We start from the raw sequence: 19,639 nt of genomic DNA, 5'->3' as shown, positions 1-19,639 counted from the left end.
ACCAGATCATTAGGGGCTTGTTACATGTCTACATCCCTCGCATTCGTCTTTCCAGGGCAGGGTTCGCAGTCCCTCGGCATGTTGGCCGAGCTGGGCGCGCAATACCCGCTGATCCTGGACACTTTCAAGGAAGCTTCCGACGCCCTGGGTTACGACCTGTGGGCACTGACCCAGCAAGGGCCGGAAGAGCAACTCAATCAAACCGATAAAACCCAGCCGGCCATCCTGACCGCTTCGATCGCCCTGTGGCGTTTGTGGCTGGCGGAAGGCGGCGCGCGCCCGGCTTACGTGGCCGGTCACAGCCTGGGCGAATACAGCGCCCTGGTTGCGGCGGGCAGCCTGACCCTGGGTGAGGCGGTCAAGCTGGTTGAGCGTCGTGGCCAACTGATGCAAGAAGCCGTTCCGGCCGGGCAGGGCGGCATGGCCGCGATCCTGGGCCTGGACGATGCCGTGGTGATCGAAGCCTGCGCCGAAGCGGCCCAGGGCGAAGTGGTCAGCGCGGTAAACTTCAACTCCCCTGGCCAGGTGGTGATCGCCGGTGCCAAGGCAGCTGTTGAGCGTGCCATCGAAGGCTGCAAGGCCCGTGGCGCCAAGCGCGCCTTGCCGTTGCCGGTAAGCGTGCCGTCCCACTGCGAACTGATGCGCCCGGCGGCCGAACGCTTTGCCGAGTCGATCGCTGCCATTAATTGGCAGGCACCGCAGATTCCGCTGGTGCAGAACGTCAGCGCGGCTGTTGCCGCCGACCTCGACACCCTCAAGCGCGACCTGCTGGAGCAGCTCTACAAGCCAGTACGCTGGGTTGAATCGGTCCAGACCCTGGCGGCCAATGGCGCCACCGAGCTGGTCGAGTGCGGCCCGGGCAAAGTCCTGGCCGGCCTGAACAAGCGCTGCGCCGATGGCGTATCGACCGCTAACCTCAATACCCCGGATGCCTTCGCTGCCGCTCGCGCGGCGCTGGCCTGATCCCTGAATCCTGAACTAAGGAGAAGCCTGCATGAGTCTGCAAGGTAAAGTTGCACTGGTTACCGGCGCCAGCCGTGGCATTGGCCAGGCGATCGCCCTGGAACTGGGCCGTCAGGGCGCCGTTGTGATCGGCACCGCCACTTCCGCTTCGGGCGCCGAGCGTATCGCCGCGACCCTGAAGGAAAACGGCGTTCAAGGCACCGGCCTGGAACTGAATGTAACCAGCGATGAGTCCGTGGCTGCCGTACTGGCCGAGATCACCGCACAGTTCGGCGCGCCGGCGATTCTGGTGAATAACGCCGGTATCACCCGTGACAACCTGATGATGCGCATGAAAGACGACGAGTGGTACGACGTGGTCGACACCAACTTGAACAGTCTGTTTCGCCTGTCCAAGGGCGTTTTGCGCGGCATGACCAAGGCGCGTTGGGGCCGAATTATCAATATTGGCTCCGTAGTGGGTGCCATGGGCAACGCAGGCCAAGTAAACTATGCAGCCGCCAAGGCCGGTCTGGAAGGTTTCAGCCGTGCACTGGCGCGTGAAGTCGGCTCGCGGTCGATTACGGTCAACTCGGTGGCCCCAGGGTTCATCGATACCGATATGACCCGCGAACTGCCGGAAGCACAGCGTGAAGCGTTGCTGACGCAGATTCCGCTGGGTCGTCTGGGCCAGGCTCAAGAGATCGCGAATGTGGTCACTTTCCTGGCATCTGACGGTGCGGCATACGTGACTGGGGCTACAATCCCGGTGAACGGCGGGATGTACATGAGTTAAATTGTGACGGATCGCTTCAAAAAAATGTCATACGAGCTGTCTAAAATCCGTTATAAAGCTGCAACTTAATTTATAGGCAGGTGGCCGACCGGGTACAGGGTGAAGCTTTCAGTTGAAAAGCTGAAAAGGCTTTCTATACACTTACCCACTGGCCAGCTGCCTGAATTTGTCCATTAGGAGTTAAACAAGGTATGAGCACCATCGAAGAGCGCGTCAAGAAAATCGTTGCCGAGCAACTGGGCGTTAAAGAAGAAGAAGTGACCAACAGCGCTTCCTTCGTAGAAGACCTGGGTGCCGATTCCCTTGACACCGTTGAGCTGGTGATGGCTCTGGAAGAGGAATTCGAGACCGAAATCCCGGACGAAGAAGCTGAAAAAATCACTACTGTTCAAGCTGCTATCGACTACGTTACTGCCCACCAGGCGTAATAGTTTGTAGTCGTCGCTTGCTGTTAGGGAAAAACCGCACTGCTGTAACGGCGTGCGGTTTTTTCTTTAGCTCTGATGCAAAGTGTCGTCATCAAGAAAAAGGAGAGTGCTGTGTCGCGTAGACGCGTCGTAGTCACCGGTATGGGTATGTTGTCGCCACTGGGTACGGATGTGCCGAGCAGTTGGGAGGGCATTCTGGCTGGCCGCAGTGGTATTGGTCTGATCGAACACACGGACCTTTCTGCCTATTCCACCCGTTTTGGCGGCTCGGTAAAGGGTTTCAATGTCGAGGAATACCTCTCGCTCAAAGAATCCCGCAAGCTCGACCTGTTCATTCAATACGGCCTGGCAGCCGGTTTTCAGGCGGTGCGTAATGCCGGCCTGGAAGTCACCGACGCCAACCGTGAGCGCATCGGCGTGGCCATGGGGTCGGGTATTGGCGGTTTGACCAATATCGAAGACACCAGCCGCACGTTGCACGATTCCGGCCCTCGTCGAATTTCACCGTTCTTCGTACCGGGCTCGATCATCAATATGATTTCCGGTTTCCTGTCCATCCACCTGGGTGCACAGGGGCCTAACTACGCGATTGCCACGGCGTGCACCACCGGCACGCACTGCATCGGCATGGCGGCGCGCAACATCGCCTATGACGAAGCCGACGTGATGATCGCCGGCGGCGCCGAAATGGCGGCTTGCGGCCTCGGTATGGGCGGCTTTGGTGCCTCCCGTGCGCTGTCGACCCGCAATGACGAGCCGACCCGTGCCAGCCGGCCGTGGGACAAGGGCCGTGACGGTTTCGTACTGTCCGACGGCGCTGGTGCCCTGGTGCTGGAAGAGTTGGAACACGCCAAGGCGCGCGGTGCCACCATCTACGCCGAGCTGATCGGCTTTGGCATGAGCGGCGACGCCTACCACATGACTTCGCCACCGTCCGACGGTGCCGGTGCCGCGCGTTGCATTACCAATGCCCTGCGTGATGCCAAGGTCAATGCGACCCAGGTGCAGTACATCAACGCCCATGGCACCTCGACCCCGACCGGCGACCTGGCGGAAGCCGAAGCCATCAAGTCGGTGTTCGGTGAGCATGCCTACAACCTGGCGGTCAGCTCCACCAAGTCCATGACCGGCCACCTGCTGGGTGCGGCGGGCGCGGTCGAGGCGATCTTCAGCGTCATGGCGATCAAGGATCAGGTCGCTCCGCCGACCATCAACCTGGATGAGCCGGACGAAGGCTGCGACCTGAACTTCGTGCCCCACGAAGCGCAGCCGATGCCGATCGACGTGGCGATCTCCAACTCGTTCGGCTTTGGTGGCACCAACGGTTCCCTGGTGTTCCGCCGGTTCGCCGAGTGATGCACAGCTGGGTCGACGGTCAGCCAGCGGACACTGTGCCCCTGAAAGATCGCGGCCTGGCGTATGGCGATGGGCTGTTCGAGACCGTCGCCGTCAAGGCCGGGCAGCCCGTGCTGCTCGACCGCCACCTGCAGCGCCTCGAAGAGGGTTGCAGGCGCCTCGCCTTGGCTGCGGACCCGCAATTGATCCGCAGCGAAGTGCTGGCCTATGCCGCCGCTCTTGGCGACGGTGTGCTCAAACTGATCCTCACCCGCGGCGACAGCCTGCGCGGTTATGGCAGCAACCCCGGTGCGCCAGTGCGCCGAATCTTGCAGGGCAGTGCGCCCGCTACCTATTCCCCAGCCCATGGAACCGACGGCATCCGCCTGTTTCCCTGTGCCACCCGCTTGGCCGAGCAGCCGTTGCTTGCCGGCCTCAAGCACCTCAACCGCCTGGAACAGGTGATCGCCCGTGCCGAGTGGCAAGATGCCGAGCATGCCGAAGGTTTGATGCTGGATATGTCCGGGCGTGTCATCGAAGGCGTGTTCAGCAACCTGTTCCTGGTGTGCAATGGCTTGTTACTAACCGCCGATCTGAAGCGTTGCGGCGTTGCGGGGGTCATGCGCGCCGAGATTCTGGCCCAGGCGCAAGCGCTGGGCGTCCCGCTGGCCGTGGCCGACATCAGTCTCGAGCAGTTGCAGCAGGCTGACGAAGTGTTCGTGTGCAACAGCGTTTATGGCATTTGGCCGGTGCGTGGCTGCGCTGCGATGAGCTGGCCGGTTGGGCCGCTCACCCGTAAACTGCAGGGCATTGTTCGCGCGCTATTGGATATTTGAGTTGATACGAAAACTGCTTGTACTGCTGCTGATCGGCCTGTTCTCGGCGGCTTTGCTGTTGGGCGTTGCTGCCTGGAAATACGACGCTGCCCTGAAGCAGCCTTTGAAGCTCACCGAGGAGCAATTGCTTGATGTGCCAGCCGGAGCGACCCCGACGGGCACTTTCAACCGCCTCGAAGCCGACGGCGTGCTCGACGGTGCGTTCTGGCTGCGCCTGTATTGGCGTTTTAATCTCGACGGCCAGCCGTTGCACAGCGGTGAGTACCGCATGACCCCCGGCATGACCGCCCAAGGCCTGATCGGTGTGTGGCAGCGTGGCGAGGTGGTGCAATACAGCCTCACGCTGGTGGAGGGCTGGAATTTCCGCCAAGTGCGTTTGGCCCTGGCCAAGCACGAAAAGATCGTGCAGACCCTCGCCGGCCTGAGTGACAGCGAAGTGATGGACAAGCTCGGCCACCCGGGCGTGTTCCCCGAAGGTCGGTTCTTCCCGGATACCTACCGTTTCGTACGCGGCATGACCGACGTCGAATTCCTCAAAAAAGCCTACAACCGCCTGGATGACGTACTCGCCCAGGAGTGGAGCAAGCGCGCCGCCGATGTGCCCTACACCGATCCGTACCAAGCGCTGATCATGGCTTCCCTGGTGGAAAAAGAGACCGGTGTACCTGAGGAGCGTGGGCAGATCGCCGGGGTATTCGTGCGCCGCATGAAGATCGGCATGCTGTTGCAGACCGACCCCACCGTGATCTACGGCCTGGGCGAGCGCTACAACGGCAAGTTGACCCGCGCCCACCTCAAGGAAGCCAACCCCTACAACACCTACATGATTGCCGGGCTGCCACCGACGCCCATCGCCATGGTTGGTCGCGAGGCGATCCACGCCGCGCTGAACCCGGTGCCCGGCAGCAGCCTGTATTTCGTTGCGCGGGGGGATGGTAGCCATATTTTCTCGGACAACCTCGATGCGCATAATGCCGCGGTGCGTGAGTTCCAGCTCAAGCGTCGCGCCGATTACCGCTCCAGCCCGGCGCCGGCGGCAAAGCCTGCCGAAGAGGCAACTGCGCCGGCTGCTGATGCCCCCGCCGAGCCTGCGCCGGACACTGCCGCACCGCAAAGCCCGCAATGACTCTGACTAAGGACTGCCTGTGACTGGCTTGTTTATTACCCTGGAAGGCCCTGAAGGCGCCGGCAAAAGCACCAACCGCGATTACCTGGCCGAGCGCTTGCGCGCCGAAGGTATTGAGGTGGTGTTGACCCGTGAGCCCGGCGGTACGCCGCTGGCCGAGCGCATTCGCGAAGTGCTGCTGGCCCCAGGCGAGGAGCCGATGAATCCGGACACCGAACTGCTGCTGGTGTTTGCCGCCCGTGCCCAGCACCTGGCCGAGGTGATTCGCCCGGCCTTGGCACGCGGTGCCGTGGTGATCTGCGACCGGTTCACCGATTCCACCTACGCCTACCAGGGCGGTGGCCGGGGTTTGTCCCTGGAGCGTATCGCCAGCCTGGAAACCTTCGTGCAGGGCGCTTTGCGTCCCGATTTGACCCTGCTGTTCGACTTGCCGGTGGAAGTGGGCATGGCCCGTGCCAGTGCCCGTGGCCGTCTCGACCGCTTTGAACTGGAAGGCCAGGCGTTCTTCGATGCCGTGCGCAGCGCATTCCTCACGCGCGCCAAGGCCGAGCCGGCGCGTTACTCCCTGCTGGACGCGGCGCAGCCGTTGGCCCAGGTGCAACAGGCCATTGACGCCCTGTTGCCGACACTGCTGGAGCGCGCCCGTGGCTGAAGCCTACCCGTGGCAGGACAGCCTCTGGCAACAGTTGGCCGGCCGCGCCCAGCACGCCCATGCCTACCTGTTGCACGGGCCGGTGGGGATCGGTAAGCGGGACTTGGCCGAGCGCCTCATGGCCAGCCTGCTGTGCCAGCGCCCGGTCAAGCTGGAGGCGTGCGGCGAATGTAAATCCTGCCTGCTGCTCAAGGCCGGCAGCCACCCGGACAACTACGTGCTCGAACCCGAGGAAGCCGACAAGGCGATCAAGGTCGACCAGGTGCGCGACCTCGTCAGCTTCGTGGTGCAAACCGCGCAGATGGGCGGGCGCAAGGTGGTGTTGATCGAACCGGTGGAAGCGATGAACATCAACGCGGCCAACGCCTTGCTCAAGAGCCTGGAAGAACCCTCCGGCGACACCGTGCTGTTGCTGGTCAGTCACCAGTCCAGCCGCTTGCTGCCGACCATTCGTAGCCGTTGCGTGCAGCAGGCTTGCCCGTTGCCGAGCGAAGCCATGAGCCTGGAATGGCTGGCGCAGGCGCTGCCGGAGTGCTCCGCAGACGAGCGGGGCGAGTTGTTGACCCTGGCCGCCGGCTCACCGCTGGCCGCCGTGAAGCTGCACGCCCAAGGTGTGCGCGAGCAGCGCGCGCTGGTGGTGGATGGGGTGAAGAAGCTGATCAAGCAGGAAGTGTCTGCCACGCAGTTGGCCGAAGGTGCCTGGAAGGACATTCCCTTGCTGCTGTTGTTCGACTGGTTCTGCGACTGGTCGAGCCTGATCCTGCGCTACCAGCTGACCCAGGATGAAAACGGCCTGGGCCTGCCGGACATGCGCAAGGTGGTGCAATACCTCGCGCAGAAGAGCCCCCAGGACAAGGTGCTGAGCATTCAGGACTGGATCCTCGCCCAGCGCCAGAAGGTCCTCGGCAAGGCCAACCTCAACCGGGTGCTGTTGCTCGAAGCGCTGCTGGTGCAGTGGGTCGGCCTGCTCGGCCGGCGTTAATTTCCGTGGCCAGCGGGTGTATCGTTGGCCAGACATTTTCCGTGAACAAAGTTGTAACTTCCTATGCTCGTAGACTCCCATTGCCACCTGGATCGCCTCGACCTTGCCCAGCACGGCGGCTCCCTTGACGCTGCCCTCGACGCCGCACGCCAGCGCGGGGTAGGGCACTTCCTGTGTATCGGCGTCAGCGCTGAAAACGCCGCCGACGTCAAAGCCCTGGCTGATCGGTATGCCGATGTGGATTGCTCGGTGGGTATCCACCCGCTGGACCTCAAGCCCGGCGAAGCGCCGGCCCTTGATTGGCTGTTGGGCGAACTCAACCACCCGCGCGTGGTGGCCATCGGCGAAACCGGCCTGGATTACCACTACGAGCCTGAAGCCGCCGAGTTGCAGCAGGCCTCCTTCCGCCTGCACCTGCACGCCGCCCAGCACACCGGCAAACCGGTGATCGTGCATACCCGGGGCGCCCGCGCCGACACCCTGACCTTGCTGCGCGAAGCTGCGCTGCCCCAGGCCGGCGTGCTGCATTGCTTCACCGAAGACTGGGACATGGCCAAGGCGGCCCTGGACCTGGGCTTCTATATCTCGCTGTCGGGTATTGTCACCTTCCGCAACGCCGACGCCCTGCGTGACGTGGCGCGGCAGGTGCCGGCAGATCGCCTGCTGGTGGAAACCGACTCGCCGTACCTGGCGCCCATCCCGCATCGCGGCAAGCCGAACCTGCCGGAGTATGTGCGGGATGTGGCGGATTACCTGGCGATGCTGCGAGGTGAATCCTACGAACGCTTTGCCGAACAGACTACGCAGAACTTCAAGCGCCTGTTCCCGCTGGCCCATGTAGCCGGCTGACGCGAGCAAATCGCGGGCAAAAAAAACCCGGGTTCTGGGGGGGGGAATCCGGGTTAAGACCATTAGGAGTAAACAAGGGCACACAGTCCGTCGGTACCCAGGTCGACGCGTCACTTGGGGGAGATGCCGCGCCGACAGTTCAAGTATTGATCAGTATCCGATTCAGTCCAGTCGCGACTGGTCGTTTTTTAAACAGATTTGGAATACGCGCGCTTCGCTTGAGTTCTCATTGGCGCGGTGTACAGCTGTAGTTGTTGCGTATTATTTCTGACTGCTAGGCATGCAATCGTTGGCGTGCTGAAAGTAAAGTGCGTAACGGGTTCACATAGGCGTTGCCCAACGACCGTTCAGTCGGGATAATCCCTCGCACTGGGTAAATCGTATCGCCATGTATTCGTGGCACTGCGCAACCCTCCCCATTCCGACCTTTGCAGACCTCTTCCTCATGCACAAAGAACCCCGTAAGGTCCGTGAGTTTCGCCGCCGTGAGCAGGAAATTCTCGACACCGCACTGAAGTTGTTCCTCGAACAGGGTGAAGACAGCGTCACCGTCGAGATGATTGCGGATGCCGTGGGTATCGGCAAAGGCACGATCTACAAACACTTCAAGTCCAAGGCCGAGATTTACCTGCGGCTGATGCTCGACTACGAGCGCGACTTGAACGAGTTGCTGCATTCGGCCGATGTCGACAAGGACAAGGAAGCGCTGTCCCGCGCCTACTTCGAGTTCCGCATGCGTGACCCGCAGCGCTATCGCCTGTTCGACCGCCTGGAAGAGAAGGTGGTCAAGGGCCACCAGGTGCCGGAAATGGTCGAGGAACTGCATAAGATCCGCGCCTCTAACTTCGAGCGCCTGACCCTGCTGATCAAGGGCCGCATCAGCGAAGGCAAGCTGGAAGACGTACCGCCGTATTTCCACTACTGCGCCGCATGGGCCCTGGTGCACGGCGCCGTGGCGTTGTACCACTCGCCGTTCTGGAGCAATGTGCTGGAAGATCAGGAAGGCTTCTTCCAGTTCCTGATGGACATCGGCGTGCGCATGGGCAACAAGCGCAAGCACAGCACCGAGCTGCCACAAGCGCCTGCTGAAACGCCTGCCAGCTGATTATTTACAGCCAGGCGCAGTACCCCAGGAATATACTCAGGCAAGGATCTTGCTAAAAGCTGATTTATAGGTCAGTTTTTAGCGCGCCCGAATCATCCTCTGCCGGAGTGATCCATGATCGTTGATCGTCAAGGCAGGCGTTTTCGCAATTTGCGGATCAGCCTGACCTCAGCCTGCAATTACGCGTGTACCTACTGCGTGCCTAACGGCAAACGGCTGGTGGCTGCCCAGGACGAACTCTCGGCCGAGGCCATGGCGCGCGGCGTGGAGTACCTGATCGAAGCGGCGGGCATCGACCGCCTGCGCATCACCGGCGGCGAACCGCTGGTCAGCCCCAAGCTCGAAGCCTTCATGGGCGCCGTGGGGCAGATGGGCCTGAGTGACATCAGCCTGACCACCAACGGCCAACTGCTGGCGCGCAAACTGCCGCTGCTGGTGGACGCCGGCATTCGCCGTATCAACGTCTCCCTCGACACCCTGGATGCTGGCGCCTTCCGCAGTATCGCCCGTGGCGGCGACCTGGCCACCGTGCTCGATGGCATGGACCAGGCCCGCGCCGCCGGCATCAAGATCAAGGTCAATATGGTGCCCTTGCGCGGCCAGAACCTCGACCAGGTGATGCCGCTGCTCGACTACTGCCTGGAACGTGGCTACGAGCTGCGCTTTATCGAACTGATGCGCATGGGCCACCTGGCCAAGGATTCGAATGCATTCCTGCAGCAGTTCGTCAGCTTGCAGCAGCTGCTCAGCCTGATCGGCGAACACCACGAATACCTGCAAGCCAATGCCCCGGTGGATGCTACGGCGGTGCGTTATGAAGTGCCGGGCAAAGGCTTCTTTGGTGTGATCGCCAACGAAAGCGTACCGTTCTGCCGCACGTGCTCGCGGCTGCGGTTGTCGTCTACCGGCTGGCTGCATGGCTGCCTGTCGTCGAGTAATCGCCACTATGTTGGCGACCTGCTGGACAAGCCGCGCCACCAAGCGCTGCCAGCCCTGCAAGGGCTGCTGATGAAGGCGTTGGGTGACAAACAGGAAGTGGCGTTCTCCGGCGGCGCCACCATCATGAAAATCATCGGCGGCTGAGAATACACATCTTCCAATGTGGGAGGGGGCTTGCCCCCGATTGCGGTGTATCAGTCAACTCATCTGTGGCTGACCCACTGCGATCGGGGGCAAGCCCCCTCCCACATTTGAATTGAGGCGCTGCTGAATGGCGCGGATTCTGCATCTAGTGCCCATTCGCCGGTTTTCCGTCACCGGCCTCTGGAGGATTAGGATGCGTAGTCTGGTTTTGTTGCTGGCGTCGTTGACGCTGAGTGGTTGCATGACCGTCAGCGATATGGCCGAAGGCACCCGCTATCAGATGAGCGACGCCGGGTTGCTCGACCACAGCGATACCCGCCGTACCGCCTCGGTTCGCATACAGCCGGACTCCTTTGTGTTTATCGCCCAAGGTACGTTCGTGCCACCCGGTAGCGCCTACCCGCGCCCCAACGTAGTGGCCGAGGAAGCCTTCAACGGTTTCGTCGAATACTTCCCCATGGTGCGCCGCGCCCGTCAGCCTGAAGGGCTCGAGCAGGCGATGGCCGAAGCCCGTGCGGCGGGTGCTCACTACCTGTTGTACTGCCGCTTCGCCAAGGCCGATGACCGAATCGGCAACGCCGATGAGTGGGCTGACCAAGAGGCATTGGACCGGGTTGGCCTGGACAACGGCGTTATCCAGATCATGTTAATCGAGACCAGCACCCAGTATTTGATTGATACTGCACGCATTCGCAGTCGTGGCGGTTTACTGACGTTCCACGACAACAAGCCAGAAGACCTGGTCGCCCGCCCCCTGGCGCAGTACGCTCGCAGCCTGCTCGGCATGGGTGATCAGTAACGCAAAGGGAGAGCCCCATGACCGATTCCGCCAAGGCCAATGATCTGTTGGCTCAACTGCCCAAGGGCAAGGGGCCGGCGCCGGTGCATTTGTGGAACCCGGATTTCTGCGGCCATATCGACATGCGCATCGCCCGCGACGGCACTTGGTTCTACCAGGGCACGCCAATCGGGCGTAAGCCGATGGTCAAGTTGTTCTCCAACATCATCCGCCGCGATGGCGATGATTACTTCCTGATCACGCCCGTGGAAAAAGTCGGCATCAGCGTCGAAGATGCGCCATTTGTTGCCATAACGCTGGAGGTGCAAGGGCAGGGTGAGAGCCAGGTATTGCGCTTTACCACCAATGTCGACGAAGAAGTCGACGCCGGCCTCGAGCACCCGTTGCGGGTGGTCATCGACCCCGTTACCCAGGAACCCTCACCTTACCTGCGGGTGCGCACCAACCTCGAAGCCCTCGTACATCGCAACGTGTTCTACCAATTGGTCGAGCTGGCGGTGAGCCGTCCGATCAACGGTCAGAACTGGCTTGGCGTCTGGAGCGCAGGGGAGTTTTTCCGTATTGGCCTGGAGCCCTGAGGCCGGTTTTTTCATCTCGCTGAAATAATTCGCTTGCCGCAAACGGGCGCTTTCGGTTATCAATTTGTACATGATTAGACATGTCCGATTTGATAAGAAAAAACGCGTCGTCGACGAGCTCATCCGCCGTATCGAGGGTGGGGTGATGGCCGACGGTTTCCTGCTGCCAGGCGAGCATCAACTGGCCGAAGAGTTTGCGGTCAGCCGAGGCACTCTGCGCGAGGCCCTTGCTGAGCTTAAGCGGCGCAACTACATCGCCACGCAAAGCGGCGTCGGTTCCATCGTCACCTTTGACGGCATGGTGCTTGACCAGCACAGCGGCTGGGCTCAGGCCCTGGCCGACACGGGGGCATTGGTGACCACCGATGTCCTGCGCCTGGAGGCGGTGACCCGGCCTGATCTGTTCAGCCGCTTCGGCAGCGACCAATTCATTGCTCTCGACCGGCGCCGGCGCACCACTGATGGCACTGCGGTGTCCCTGGAGCGCTCACTGATGCCGGCGTCTGCGGGCCTGGAAGGCCTGCCCCGGGTCGGCCTGATCGACAATTCCCTGACCATCACTTTGGCCGCCTACGGCTTTGTGGGCGCCGAAGGCGACCAATGGATCGGCGCCGAGCCCCTCAGCGACGAAGACGCCGAGCTGCTTGGCCGCCCGGCAGGCACGGTGTTTCTCAAGGCCTCGCGTACCACCTACGACCGGCGCGAGCGTTTCATGGAGTATGTCGAAAGCTTGCTCGACCCTCTGCATTTTCGCCTGCACCTGCAGTTTGGATCTTCGAAATGACTCCGAATACTCGCGCCCTCGGCGCTTTCTATGGCCTGGCCCTTGGCGATGCCCTGGGGATGCCCACCCAGTCCCTTAGCCGTGAGCAAGTGCAACGGCGCTTCGGTGCCATCACTGCACTGGAAGATGCCGACGCCGACCAACCCATCGCGCCAAACATGCCCGCCGGCTCGATTACCGATGACACCGAACAGGCGATCCTGGTCGGTGAGTTGCTGATCGAAGGCCAGGGCCTCATCGAGCCCACCGTGCTCGCCCAGCGCCTGATCGACTGGGAAGCGGTGATGCGCGCCAAGGGCTCCCAGGACCTGCTCGGCCCGTCCACCAAACGGGCGATCGACATGATCCTGGCTGGCCACACCCCGGAAGAATCCGGGCGCTACGGCACCACCAATGGCGCCGCCATGCGTATCACCCCGGTGGGGATCGCCGCCGATGTCAGCGACCCGGCGCGGTTTATCCAGGCGGTGATCCAGGCGTGCCAGGTAACCCATAACACCACGCTGGGCATTTCCAGCGCGGCGGCGGTGGCGGCGGTGGTGTCGGCCGGCATCAACGGCGTGGACCTGGGCGAAGCCTTGAATATCGGTACGCAGATCGCCCAACAGGCCGAAAGCCATGGCCATTGGATTGCCGGTGGGCGAATTTCCACGCGCATCAGTTGGGCGCGCACCTTGAGTGTCGGCAGTGGCGACAAAGCCCTGTTTGCCGACCTGTTGTACGAACTGATCGGCACCTCCGTCGCCTCCCAGGAATCGGTGGTGGTGTCGTTCGCCCTGGCCCAGCAAGTGGCGGTGGGTGACATGAGCGCTTTCGAAGCCCTGTGCCTGGCTGCCAGCCTGGGCGGTGACACCGACACCATCGCTGCGATCCTCGGCGCCATGTTGGGCGCTTGCCTGGGTATGCAGTGCTGGCCTGAAGCGATGATTGAACAGGTCAAACAGGTCAATGGCCTGGATTTGCAGCCGTTGGTTCAAGGGCTGCTGAAAATGCGCTAAGCGCCGCAGGCAAACATGTGGGAGGGGGCTTGCCCCCGATGGCGGTTTTCCAGTCACTGATTTGCTGGCTGACCAACCGCCATCGCAGGCAAGCCCCTCCCACATCGATCGCATTGAGTCAGGACGACCGGTTAAAGCTTTGATTATCTGCCACAACCACAACAATACAGGCACCAGGAGCACCCCCTCATGAGCAGCACCTCTTCCGGCCAAAGCGCCGGGCAATTGGAAACACGTGGTATCGAACCGGTCCCGGAAGGCGAGTGCAACGGCCATCCGCTGCAACTGTTCTGGGTGTGGTTCGCGGCGAATATCAGCATCCTCGGTTTGCCGTTGGGCGCGACGCTGGTGGCGTTTCGCGGCCTGGCGATCTGGCAGGCGATCATCGTGGCGATCCTCGGCGCCGCCGGCTCCTTCGCGGTCGTCGGCATTATCTCGATTGCCGGCCGGCGCGGCCGCGCTCCGAGCCTGACCCTGTCCCGCGCCATCTTCGGCGTGCGCGGCAATATCGGCCCCACCCTGGTGTCGCTGATGTCGCGCCTGGGCTGGGAAACCGTCAACACCACCACGGCGGCGTTTGTGTTGCTGTCGTTGTGTTCGATCCTGTTCGGCTCGCCTGTCGAGGCCAAAAGCGCGCCGGTACTCACCCTGATCTTCATCGCCATTTTCGTGTTGCTGACCCTGTCCGTCTCCGGCCTGGGCCATGCCACCTTGCTGGTGATCCAGAAGTGGGCGACCTACGTGTTCGGCGCCTTGAATATCCTGGTCGGCGGCTTCCTCTGCGCCACCATCGACTGGAGCGCGGTGTTCAACGCCACCCCGGCACCCCTGAGCGCGATGATCATCGGCGTCGGCACCATGGCCGCCGGTACCGGCATCGGCTGGGCCAACGCCGGTGCGGATATGTCGCGCTACCAGCACCGCAGCGTCAAGGCTGTGCGCCTGGTGGCGTCGGCCGCGTTTGGCGCGGGGATTCCGCTGGTGCTGTTGATCACCCTCGGCGGGCTGCTGTCGGTGGGCAACAATGACCTGGCGTCGGCCACCGACCCGATCATCGCGATCCGCGACATGCTGCCCACCTGGATGGCGGTGCCGTACCTGATCACCGCGTTCGGCGGGCTGTTGCTGTCCAACAACCTCTCGGTGTACTCGGCCGGTCTCACCACGTTGACCCTGGGCCTCAAGGTCAAACGCGTGCATGCGGTGATTGTCGATATCGTGGCGATCTTTGCCGGTTCGATTTACTTCATGCTGATCGCCGACAGTTTCTACGGCCCGTTCATTACTTTCATCTCGTTGCTGGCGGTGCCGATCACCGCGTGGGTCGGGATCTTTGTAGTCGACCTGATCCATCGCCATTACTACAGCCCCAAGGATCTGCTGGATGTGAGCCCAAGCAGCGCCTACTGGTATCGCGGCGGTGTGGAGTGGCGTGCCTTCGGCGCCTGGGCCGTGGCGATCGTGTTGGGTTTCAGCTTCACCACCATCGGCACCACCGCCGAAAATATCTGGTTCGCCGGGCCGTTGTCCGACTCCTGGCTGGGCCACAACGGCCTGGGCTGGATCGTCACCTTCCTGGTGGCCGGCGGGATTTATGCCGTACTGGGCGGCGCGGCTGACCGTCGTCCGGCGTTAGTTGAGAGCCCCAATGTCTAGATTGCTGCACACCGGCCAGGTCATCGTCGACCTGGTCATGGCCCTGGATACCTTGCCCGCGACCGGCGGCGATGTGCTGGCGCAGTCCGCCAGCTTCGAAGCGGGCGGAGGCTTCAACGTGATGGCCGCCGCGCGGCGCAATGGCTTGCCGGTGGTCTACCTGGGTCGCCACGGCAACGGGCGCTTCGGCGACCTGGCGCGCGCAGCGATGCAGGCCGAGGGCATCGAGATGGCCCTGGCGGCCAGCAGCGGCAAGGACACCGGTTTATGCGTGTCGCTGACCGAGGCCACCACCGAGCGTACCTTTATCTCCCACATCGGCGCCGAGGGTGAGCTGAGTGCCGAGGACCTGGCTGGCGTGGCGCCGCAGCTTGACGACTACGTGTACGTCAGCGGCTACAGCCTGCTCCTGGAGGGTAAGGCGCAGCCGCTGATCGACTGGCTGCTGGCATTGCCACGGCAGGTCGTGGTGGTGTTCGACCCAGGCCCGCTGGTCAAGGCACCGGATTCGGCGTTGATGCGCGCGCTGTTGCCGCGCATCGACATCTGGACCAGCAATGGCCCCGAAGCCCTGGCGTTTACCGGCACGGCGGATATTGCTGGCGCGTTGCCCGAGCTGAACCGTCACCTGCGCGCTGAAACATTGTTGGTGGTACGCGATGGGCCGAATGGCTGCTGGGTAGGGCGTGTGGGCGAGATCGAGCATGTGCCCGGCTTCAAGGTGCAGGCCGTGGACAGCAATGGCGCCGGGGATGCGCATGCGGGGGTGTTTATTGCCGGGTTGGCCAACGGGTTGACGCCGGCTGTGGCGGCGCGCCGAGCGAATGCCGCGGCGGCGTTGGCGGTGACGCGTTGGGGGCCGGCGACCTCGCCCGGCCCAGATGAAGTTGACGCCATACTCTCAAAATAAATGGAGGTCAAAAAGTGGGAGGGGGCTTGCCCCCGATAGCGGTGGGTCAGAGAAAAATCAGCTGACTGACACACCGCTATCGGGGGCAAGCCCCCTCCCACATTGTATTGCGGCGTGTCTCGGGCTTACTGGCTTGTCTCCCCTTCCAATTTGCGCGCCTCATCCACTCCAGACGCGGTCAGCTTGATCGGCAGGTTCAACGAATATTCACCGGCGGCGTCGGTGGTCACATGCCCATCCTTGATAAACCCGCGGTCCTGCAGAAACGCCAAGACACTGGCGACCACCTTTTCACCGCGGTAGTTATCCAGCACCTCCTTGCCCAACCCGTTGGGGTGGGCGTGCAGCAGGCGGGTGAGGACTTCTTTTTCAAGGTTTCTATCGACGTTCATGTGTACCTCTTCACTGGGAAATGATCGGGTGTTCGTCCTATCGATGCCTTAAGGCGCCGGCTGTTTTGGCGCGCCAGGCACGTTCGAGTCATCGCCCTTGTTGATGTTGGGCTGATTGATCGACGGGCCCATTTTGCCGTTACCGACGGCAGCCGGTGCCTGGCGTTGAGTGTCGTTACCCTGGGTGCGCGGGTCGGCGCCCGGTTGGATAATCGCGCCGCCATTGGTGTCGAGGCCGGTGCCCATGGATTTCTGCGACTCGGTGGTGGCGTCAGGCGTTGGATCGGTAGGCCCGGTGGTCGAGCTGGCGGCAAAGGCGCTCAGCGACGCAGCAGACAACAGGCCGGTGAGGGCGAGGGCGGCAAACTTGGAATTCTTCATGAGGGTGTCTCCATATGATTAATGTCCTTACCCTCTATTGGTCAGCCCCGCTTTCGGGTTCGTGCCTTGATGGCGACGAACGGTATCAGCGCACCTGTAAGATTTTGTGTGTTAAAAACCGGCGCTCCAGCAAACGTGCCACGCTGATCAGCCAATTCAACGCGGCGATGGCCAGTACGCTCAGCATGAGTGCCGACAGGCCGTAGTCGACGATGATCCTGCCCGCCAACCAAGGAAACCCGAACACCCCGACAAAGTAGGCCAGGCTGAACAGCAACAGCGCCTGAGGCGTCGTGCCGGGCGGCGCTTCATTGGCCACCAGCCCGTTGATCACGGAATACGTCAGGCCATAACCGAGCCCCAGCGTGGCAGCCGCCAGCAGGTAACTCAGGTTGCCGGTCACGCCAAAGGCAAACAGGGCGATGGCTCCGAGCATGGTCCCCGACAACACGCAGGCCGCCCAGTAGGCATCGCGCCTGACCACAAAACCGGCGATCAACAGGCGGCTGCTGATCGCGGCGCTCAGGAAGCCTGCAAAGAACAGCGAATAATCCAAGCCACGCGCGGCGGCATAGCTGGTCTGGAATGATGACAGCCCGCCAAATACACAGCCGCCCAGGCCGACCATCAGGATCGCGAACGCGGCTTTGGACGACAGCACGCGGCGGCTGGTGGCCCAGGAAATCCTCGAGGTAGGCGCGTTTGCGTGATGCTTGAGTTGTGCGCCGATCCGCCAGAACAGCAGCACCCCGGCCAGGCTGGCCACGGCCGCGATATAGAACGCGGTCGTCAGGGGCAGCGCCAGCGCGCTCGCGGCGCGCCCGAGCAACGGGCCGGAACCGATGCCGCTCAACATGCTGCCCGACAGCAGGGCGAAATACCTGGCCCGTTGCTTGGGCTCCACCAGCATGGTCACGATGATCGGGCCCAAGGTATAGAACACGCCCCAGCCCAACCCCAGGGCCAAGCCGAACAGCATCAAACCTTGGCCAAACCCCGGCGTCAGGGCAAAACCCAGGCACGCCACTACCAGCAACAGACCCATGCCCGCGATGGCCCGCGCCGCGCCCAATGCATCGGCCAGGTGCCCGGAGAGCACCACCGCCACGAAGGTGCTGAGCATCGCGGTGGAAATCACGCTGCCAGCATCATGCTCGTTGCCGCCTCGTGAATGAATCAGCAGCGACAGCAGAAATGTTGAGCCATAGGACAGCGACAACAAGAAGCTGGCCAGGCAAAACAAGGCGAACAGCTTGGTATTCACGGCGGGTGTGGAATGCATGGGATAGCCTGGAAGTCATTGGAGTTATGCCCGACTGTTTACCACGCACGCCCGCAGGATTTGTTCTGTGGTTGCTGGTGCTTGCATTACGCCAGGCCGGAGTAATCAAATTGCACTGCAATCCGTCACGAAACCCCCTTAGTATGTGGCCTTTGAAATTGCCCAAGGCCCGCCCATGTCCATCGAGATTCGCCCCGCCGTGCCCAGCGATGCTGCGCAAATCCTGGCTTTTATCACCGAGCTTGCCGAGTACGAAAAGGCCCGGCATGAAGTGATCGCCAGCGTGGTGGACATCGAGCGCAGCCTGTTCAGCGAGGGCGCCACGGCACATGGCCTGATCTGCTCTCGCGATGGTTTGCCGATTGGCTTTGCGGTGTTCTTTTTCAGCTACTCGACATGGCTGGGCAGCAACTGCCTGTACCTCGAAGACCTGTACATCAACCCCGAACAACGCGGCGGCGGGGCGGGCAAGAAGCTGCTGCGTCATCTGGCCAAGATCGCCTGCGATAACGGTTGCGGCCGTTTCGAGTGGAGCGTGTTGGACTGGAATGAACCGGCGATTGCCTTCTACAAATCCATCGGCGCCCAGCCGCAGGAGGAGTGGGTGCGCTACCGCATGGAAGGCGACGCGCTGCGCGACTTTGCCCTCGGTTAAACCCATCTTCCGAAAACACTGAAGATCAAATGTGGGAGGGGGCTTGCCCCCGATGGCAGTGTGTCAGTCAGCAATTGTTTAGCTGACCCACCGCTATCGGGGGCAAGCCCCCTCCCACATTTTTTTTTGCGCATCTCTCAATATATGGGATGCAAATTTATATATTGAGATATTTTAAGCGATGGGTTTATAGTCGGCTGCATCAGCACTCACTACCAAAAATAAAACAGGTGAAGCGATGCAGCCCCAACCGTTGTCGTTACCCGCTGTACCCGAGCCCACCTATGGCGAGCGGCTGAAGAACAAAGTGGTGATCATCACCGGCGCCGCCCAGGGCATTGGCGAGGCGATCGTCGCCTGTTTCCAGGCCCAGCAGGCGCGCCTGGTGATTGCCGATATCCAGGGCGACAAGGTCGAGAAAGTTGCCGCCCACTGGCGCGAGCGCGGCGCCGAGATCATTGCGCAACCCGTCGATATCACTTCCAAGGAGCAATGGCAGGCGCTGGTCAACGTGGCCATCGAGCGCTTTGGTCGCGTGGATGTGCTGGTCAATTGCGCTGGGGTCAATGTGTTCCGTGACCCACTGGAAATGACCGACGAAGACTGGCGCCGCTGCTTCGCCATCGACCTTGACGGCGCCTGGTACGGTTGCCGCGCGGTGCTGCCGCATATGATCGAGCAGGGCATCGGCAACATCATCAATATCGCCTCCACCCATTCCAGCCACATCATCCCCGGTTGCTTCCCGTACCCGGTCGCCAAACATGGCCTGCTCGGCCTCACCCGCGCCCTGGGCATCGAGTACGCGCCCAAGGGCATCCGCGTGAATGCCATCGCGCCGGGTTATATCGAAACCCAGCTCAACGCCGATTACTGGAACGGTTTCCCCGACCCCCACGCCGAGCGCCAGCGCGCCTTCGATTTGCACCCGCCCAAGCGCATCGGCCAGCCGATCGAGGTGGCGATGAGTGCGCTGTTTTTGGCGACTGACGAGGCGCCCTTTATCAATGCGACCTGCCTGATGATCGATGGTGGGCGTTCGGTGATGTACCACGACTAAAGCATTTTCT

Annotated in this window: 22 protein-coding genes; 19 read left to right on the top strand and 3 right to left on the bottom strand. The window is 61.9% G+C overall.

Annotated elements, in window-relative coordinates; genetic code table 11:
- The first annotated feature begins 24 nt into the window (after positions 1 to 24).
- From fabD to CXQ82_RS23665, 17 genes are all read left to right on the top strand, one after another.
- Positions 25 to 963, top strand: coding sequence for an ACP S-malonyltransferase (gene fabD, locus CXQ82_RS23745; protein WP_101272562.1), 939 nt, complete (start codon positions 25 to 27; stop codon positions 961 to 963).
- A gap of 31 nt (positions 964 to 994) precedes the next feature.
- Positions 995 to 1,738, top strand: coding sequence for a 3-oxoacyl-ACP reductase FabG (fabG, locus tag CXQ82_RS23740; RefSeq protein WP_015885432.1), 744 nt, complete (start codon positions 995 to 997; stop codon positions 1,736 to 1,738).
- A gap of 191 nt (positions 1,739 to 1,929) precedes the next feature.
- The gene (gene acpP, locus CXQ82_RS23735) at positions 1,930 to 2,166 is read left to right on the top strand and encodes an acyl carrier protein (RefSeq protein WP_016973676.1); all 237 of its coding nucleotides are present in this window, start codon (positions 1,930 to 1,932) and stop codon (positions 2,164 to 2,166) included.
- Positions 2,167 to 2,277: 111 nt separating this feature from the next.
- A complete protein-coding gene (gene fabF / locus CXQ82_RS23730; RefSeq protein ID WP_101272561.1) occupies positions 2,278 to 3,522 on the top strand; it encodes a beta-ketoacyl-ACP synthase II in 1,245 nt (414 codons plus the stop codon).
- On the top strand, positions 3,522 to 4,337 hold the full coding sequence (gene pabC, locus CXQ82_RS23725) for an aminodeoxychorismate lyase (RefSeq protein WP_101272560.1): 816 nt from the start codon (positions 3,522 to 3,524) through the stop codon (positions 4,335 to 4,337). Before fabF ends, pabC begins: the two co-directional genes overlap by 1 nt.
- A gap of 1 nt (position 4,338) precedes the next feature.
- A complete protein-coding gene (gene mltG, locus CXQ82_RS23720; RefSeq protein ID WP_101272559.1) occupies positions 4,339 to 5,463 on the top strand; it encodes an endolytic transglycosylase MltG in 1,125 nt (374 codons plus the stop codon).
- 19 nt (positions 5,464 to 5,482) lie between these two features.
- Positions 5,483 to 6,115 (top strand): dTMP kinase, encoded by a 633-nt coding sequence (tmk, locus tag CXQ82_RS23715; protein ID WP_101272558.1) that lies wholly within the window; start codon positions 5,483 to 5,485, stop codon positions 6,113 to 6,115.
- Positions 6,108 to 7,097: a DNA polymerase III subunit delta' gene (locus CXQ82_RS23710; protein WP_101272557.1), complete on the top strand. Its 990-nt coding sequence runs from the start codon at positions 6,108 to 6,110 to the stop codon at positions 7,095 to 7,097. Before tmk ends, CXQ82_RS23710 begins: the two co-directional genes overlap by 8 nt.
- A 63-nt stretch (positions 7,098 to 7,160) precedes the next feature.
- Positions 7,161 to 7,946, top strand: a complete 786-nt coding sequence (locus CXQ82_RS23705) for a TatD family hydrolase (RefSeq protein ID WP_101272556.1) — start codon at positions 7,161 to 7,163, stop codon at positions 7,944 to 7,946.
- Positions 7,947 to 8,391: 445 nt separating this feature from the next.
- On the top strand, positions 8,392 to 9,051 hold the full coding sequence (locus tag CXQ82_RS23700; RefSeq protein ID WP_101272555.1) for a TetR/AcrR family transcriptional regulator: 660 nt from the start codon (positions 8,392 to 8,394) through the stop codon (positions 9,049 to 9,051).
- A 114-nt stretch (positions 9,052 to 9,165) separates the two neighbouring features.
- Positions 9,166 to 10,134, top strand: coding sequence for a GTP 3',8-cyclase MoaA (locus CXQ82_RS23695; protein ID WP_101272554.1), 969 nt, complete (start codon positions 9,166 to 9,168; stop codon positions 10,132 to 10,134).
- 193 nt (positions 10,135 to 10,327) lie between these two features.
- Positions 10,328 to 10,933, top strand: coding sequence for a DUF4823 domain-containing protein (locus tag CXQ82_RS23690; protein ID WP_101272553.1), 606 nt, complete (start codon positions 10,328 to 10,330; stop codon positions 10,931 to 10,933).
- Between the two features lie 17 nt (positions 10,934 to 10,950).
- On the top strand, positions 10,951 to 11,511 hold the full coding sequence (locus tag CXQ82_RS23685; RefSeq protein WP_101272552.1) for a DUF1285 domain-containing protein: 561 nt from the start codon (positions 10,951 to 10,953) through the stop codon (positions 11,509 to 11,511).
- A 70-nt stretch (positions 11,512 to 11,581) separates the two neighbouring features.
- Positions 11,582 to 12,295 (top strand): GntR family transcriptional regulator, encoded by a 714-nt coding sequence (locus CXQ82_RS23680; protein WP_101272551.1) that lies wholly within the window; start codon positions 11,582 to 11,584, stop codon positions 12,293 to 12,295.
- Positions 12,292 to 13,293: an ADP-ribosylglycohydrolase family protein gene (locus tag CXQ82_RS23675; protein ID WP_101272550.1), complete on the top strand. Its 1,002-nt coding sequence runs from the start codon at positions 12,292 to 12,294 to the stop codon at positions 13,291 to 13,293. The genes CXQ82_RS23680 and CXQ82_RS23675 overlap by 4 nt, the downstream gene beginning before the upstream one ends.
- Positions 13,294 to 13,482: 189 nt before the next feature.
- The gene (locus CXQ82_RS23670; RefSeq protein ID WP_101272549.1) at positions 13,483 to 14,949 is read left to right on the top strand and encodes a cytosine permease; all 1,467 of its coding nucleotides are present in this window, start codon (positions 13,483 to 13,485) and stop codon (positions 14,947 to 14,949) included.
- Positions 14,942 to 15,859: a PfkB family carbohydrate kinase gene (locus CXQ82_RS23665; protein WP_101272548.1), complete on the top strand. Its 918-nt coding sequence runs from the start codon at positions 14,942 to 14,944 to the stop codon at positions 15,857 to 15,859. Before CXQ82_RS23670 ends, CXQ82_RS23665 begins: the two co-directional genes overlap by 8 nt.
- 125 nt (positions 15,860 to 15,984) lie before the next feature.
- Here the strand turns inward: CXQ82_RS23665 and CXQ82_RS23660 are convergent, their stop codons facing one another.
- The 3 genes from CXQ82_RS23660 to CXQ82_RS23650 form a co-directional block, all read right to left on the bottom strand.
- On the bottom strand, positions 15,985 to 16,251 hold the full coding sequence (locus CXQ82_RS23660; RefSeq protein ID WP_101272547.1) for a hypothetical protein: 267 nt from the start codon (positions 16,249 to 16,251) through the stop codon (positions 15,985 to 15,987).
- Positions 16,252 to 16,299: 48 nt separating this feature from the next.
- Entirely contained in the window at positions 16,300 to 16,632 is a 333-nt protein-coding gene (locus CXQ82_RS23655) for a hypothetical protein (protein WP_101272546.1), read from the bottom strand.
- Positions 16,633 to 16,717: 85 nt separating this feature from the next.
- A complete protein-coding gene (locus CXQ82_RS23650) occupies positions 16,718 to 17,914 on the bottom strand; it encodes an MFS transporter (RefSeq protein WP_101272545.1) in 1,197 nt (398 codons plus the stop codon).
- A 175-nt stretch (positions 17,915 to 18,089) separates the two neighbouring features.
- On the opposite strand from CXQ82_RS23650, the gene CXQ82_RS23645 reads away from it, so the two are divergent.
- Positions 18,090 to 18,569: a GNAT family N-acetyltransferase gene (locus CXQ82_RS23645; protein ID WP_101272544.1), complete on the top strand. Its 480-nt coding sequence runs from the start codon at positions 18,090 to 18,092 to the stop codon at positions 18,567 to 18,569.
- Positions 18,570 to 18,807: 238 nt separating this feature from the next.
- Positions 18,808 to 19,629, top strand: coding sequence for an SDR family oxidoreductase (locus tag CXQ82_RS23640; RefSeq protein WP_101272543.1), 822 nt, complete (start codon positions 18,808 to 18,810; stop codon positions 19,627 to 19,629).
- Positions 19,630 to 19,639 lie beyond the last annotated feature (10 nt).

Origin of the sequence: Pseudomonas sp. S09G 359 (assembly GCF_002843605.1) — a bacterium.
Taxonomy (GTDB): Bacteria; Pseudomonadota; Gammaproteobacteria; order Pseudomonadales; family Pseudomonadaceae; genus Aquipseudomonas.
The sequence above is the reverse complement of the archived record's forward strand: the minus strand, read 5'-3'. Positions and strand labels throughout refer to the sequence as shown.

Bases quoted from the DNA above. Each gene is read 5' to 3' on its own strand.
- CXQ82_RS23650 (WP_101272545.1), bottom strand. From the start codon at position 17,914: ATGCATTCCACACCCGCCGTGAATACCAAGCTGTTCGCCTTGTTTTGC.
- pabC (WP_101272560.1), top strand. From the start codon at position 3,522: ATGCACAGCTGGGTCGACGGTCAGCCAGCGGACACTGTGCCCCTGAAA.
- CXQ82_RS23645 (WP_101272544.1), top strand. From the start codon at position 18,090: ATGTCCATCGAGATTCGCCCCGCCGTGCCCAGCGATGCTGCGCAAATC.
- CXQ82_RS23680 (WP_101272551.1), top strand. From the start codon at position 11,582: ATGATTAGACATGTCCGATTTGATAAGAAAAAACGCGTCGTCGACGAG.
- CXQ82_RS23700 (WP_101272555.1), top strand. From the start codon at position 8,392: ATGCACAAAGAACCCCGTAAGGTCCGTGAGTTTCGCCGCCGTGAGCAG.
- CXQ82_RS23670 (WP_101272549.1), top strand. From the start codon at position 13,483: ATGAGCAGCACCTCTTCCGGCCAAAGCGCCGGGCAATTGGAAACACGT.
- CXQ82_RS23675 (WP_101272550.1), top strand. From the start codon at position 12,292: ATGACTCCGAATACTCGCGCCCTCGGCGCTTTCTATGGCCTGGCCCTT.
- CXQ82_RS23695 (WP_101272554.1), top strand. From the start codon at position 9,166: ATGATCGTTGATCGTCAAGGCAGGCGTTTTCGCAATTTGCGGATCAGC.
- acpP (WP_016973676.1), top strand. From the start codon at position 1,930: ATGAGCACCATCGAAGAGCGCGTCAAGAAAATCGTTGCCGAGCAACTG.
- CXQ82_RS23690 (WP_101272553.1), top strand. From the start codon at position 10,328: ATGCGTAGTCTGGTTTTGTTGCTGGCGTCGTTGACGCTGAGTGGTTGC.
- CXQ82_RS23655 (WP_101272546.1), bottom strand. From the start codon at position 16,632: ATGAAGAATTCCAAGTTTGCCGCCCTCGCCCTCACCGGCCTGTTGTCT.
- CXQ82_RS23705 (WP_101272556.1), top strand. From the start codon at position 7,161: ATGCTCGTAGACTCCCATTGCCACCTGGATCGCCTCGACCTTGCCCAG.
- CXQ82_RS23665 (WP_101272548.1), top strand. From the start codon at position 14,942: ATGTCTAGATTGCTGCACACCGGCCAGGTCATCGTCGACCTGGTCATG.
- fabG (WP_015885432.1), top strand. From the start codon at position 995: ATGAGTCTGCAAGGTAAAGTTGCACTGGTTACCGGCGCCAGCCGTGGC.
- CXQ82_RS23640 (WP_101272543.1), top strand. From the start codon at position 18,808: ATGCAGCCCCAACCGTTGTCGTTACCCGCTGTACCCGAGCCCACCTAT.
- CXQ82_RS23660 (WP_101272547.1), bottom strand. From the start codon at position 16,251: ATGAACGTCGATAGAAACCTTGAAAAAGAAGTCCTCACCCGCCTGCTG.
- fabD (WP_101272562.1), top strand. From the start codon at position 25: ATGTCTACATCCCTCGCATTCGTCTTTCCAGGGCAGGGTTCGCAGTCC.
- CXQ82_RS23685 (WP_101272552.1), top strand. From the start codon at position 10,951: ATGACCGATTCCGCCAAGGCCAATGATCTGTTGGCTCAACTGCCCAAG.